Here is a 2,494-nt window from a genome sequence, read left to right as displayed (position 1 = left end):
ACAATTATGTTCTTCTGCACATTTGGTAATCTTATTAGGAGGAACATATCCTAATTCATCATCATGCCAACGAAGTAAAGCTTCAGCAGCAATGATTTGATCAGAGTGATCAAACAAAGGTTGATAATGGATTTCTAATTGATTGTGGGCAATGGCTTTTTTTAAACGTTCTACGATTTGTAAGCTATTAATAAAATTATGCGTAATCTCTTCGGAATAATAGATAATTTTAGTGGTATCATGCTGTTCCAAGGCGATTTCAGCATTTCCTAGCAAGGAACCTAAATCAGTAGTTAAACTTGGGTAACAAGTTGCCCCCATTTCCAAATGCATCTGAATATTTTGTTGATTGATACAAATCGGTTGTAGTAAATTTTCACGAACCTGTTCAACGATTTTTTGAAAACCTACATCATCTGGAAAAGAAGACGCAAAAATAGCAAAAATATCTCTCGATAGTCGAAATACTTGATAATTTTTTGGTAGAAAGGTAAGCATTCTTCGTGCTAATTCTATCGTTACGTCTCTTCTTGTTTCACTTGAATATAACACAGAAATTTGTGCGATATTGCTACAACGAATAAGTGCAATGCCGTGTTTTTCATTGGACTGGGTTGAGATTTTTTTATTCAAATTATAAGCAAATTGGTTAAAGTTTGGTAGGTTGGTTACATGATCTACGTATGAAAATTTGTTCTTTTCCGATTGTGTTTGTACTAATGAGAAGGTATCCAAAAAAAAGAAGGCATAGTATGGTGTATCCTTTAGTTGGACGAAACGTAACCAGTGTGTTCGGTGTTTATTTGTCTGATCTAAGTAATTAATAGATCCTGTCCAATGGTTTTTAGTCGTAACTTGTGTCCAAATGGTAGTGAAATCTGCTTGATGAATATTTAAAGTGGAAAGTTCCGTCAATTTTTTACCTAGGAATTCTTGTCCTTCTCTAAGTTTCGCGGCTTCATTGCCATATAAAATTTCCTGTTGATCATTTAAAATGAATGTTAGGATAGGAGAAAGATTTACGAGAGAACAAAGTTGATTACATTCAAGAGTAGAATCGTGTGAGAAGTGCGCGCTATTCGCCAAAGTCGTTATCCTCCTATCGGGTAGAATTTTACAATTTCAGAATCATTGTACATTTTTTTTCAAAGATAGCAAAGTAAAAACGCAAGAATTTGTAAAAAATTTTTAGTAGAAGTTGCTCGTTCATCGCAAACAGCCTTTTCCTTCATTTGATTCTATGTTATCATAAGCAAGTTGAAAATATGAATTTTTATACATTTATGTATTGAAGGAGAGAAGGAAGTATGAGACGTATAAAAAAGGTATGGCACTTTGTCTTGCCTCTATTTCTGTTGCTTAGTGTATTATTGCCACTGCAAACAGTAGCTGCAACAACAGAAGAAGTGGATTCACACTATGATTCAATTATTGCCAATGGGGAGCTAGTTGTAGGATTATCTGCAGATTATGCTCCGTATGAATTTCATGCGGAAGTTGATGGAAAAGATCAGATTGTAGGATTTGATATTTCTATTGCCCAAAAAATTGCTGACGATTTAGGTGTCAAACTGCACATTGAAGAATTAGGATTTGATGCTCTTTTAGGTGCATTAAAGACTGGCAAAATCGATTTAATTATTTCAGGAATGGCAGTTACTGAAGAACGTTTAAAGGAAGTTAACTTCTCGGATACGTACATGACTATGAAGCAACGTGTTATTGTTCGAAAAGGCGATGAGAATAAGTACAATGATGTTTCTGACTTTTCAGGGGTACCAGTAGGGGTTCAAAAACAAACAACACAAGAAGCTCTAGCTCAAAATGAATTAGTAGGCTCAATACCAACTTCTTTACAAAAAATTCCAGATGTTATTATGAATTTAAAAAATAAGAAAGTGGATGCTGCCATTTTAGAAGGACCTGTTGCTGAAGCTTATGTTGAACGAAATGACGATTTGGTATTTGCTGATGTGGAATTTAAAGAAGGTACCAAAGAGACGGCTGTAGCTTTACCAAAAGATGCGCCAGTATTGCTTGAAAAAGTGAATGATTCTATTCAAACAATCAATGACCAAGGTTTATTAGAAGGCTACAAAAAAGAGGCCAATAAATATATGTTTCAAGAAGAACAAGGTTTCTTTGGAAAATATTACAAATTCTATGTAAATGGTGCAGGATATACGATTTTCTTAGCATTCATCGGCGTATTGTTTGGAACACTTTTAGGGGCTATTCTAGCATTACTAAAATTAGCGAAATCAAAAATCTTACGTTTGTTAGCGACTATTTATATTGAATATGTTCGTGGTACACCGTTATTAGTGCAAATCTTTATTGTATATTTTGGAACAGGTATTTTAGGAATTGACATGTCACGATTAGCTGCAGGCTGTATTGCGCTTTCGTTAAATAGTGGTGCATATGTGGCTGAAATTATTCGTGCAGGAATTATGGCGGTGAATAAGGGGCAGTTAGAGGCGGCTCGTTCATT

General features: G+C 34.7%; 2 protein-coding genes. One reads left to right on the top strand and one right to left on the bottom strand.

Features of this window, described 5'->3' with window-relative positions:
- The coding region (locus BAU17_RS10455; protein ID WP_161902771.1) for a diguanylate cyclase domain-containing protein at positions 1 to 1,086 on the bottom strand (1,086 nt) is incomplete at its 3' end.
- A 221-nt stretch (positions 1,087 to 1,307) separates the two neighbouring features.
- Here BAU17_RS10455 and BAU17_RS10450 point away from each other — a divergent pair.
- Positions 1,308 to 2,494, top strand: a 1,187-nt coding sequence (locus BAU17_RS10450) for an ABC transporter substrate-binding protein/permease (RefSeq protein ID WP_237579118.1), incomplete at its 3' end; no start/stop codon positions are given.

The organism is Candidatus Enterococcus willemsii, from assembly GCF_009933335.1.
Taxonomy (GTDB): Bacteria; Bacillota; Bacilli; order Lactobacillales; family Enterococcaceae; genus Enterococcus_F; species Enterococcus_F willemsii.
This window is presented reverse-complemented; position numbering and strand designations above follow the sequence as displayed.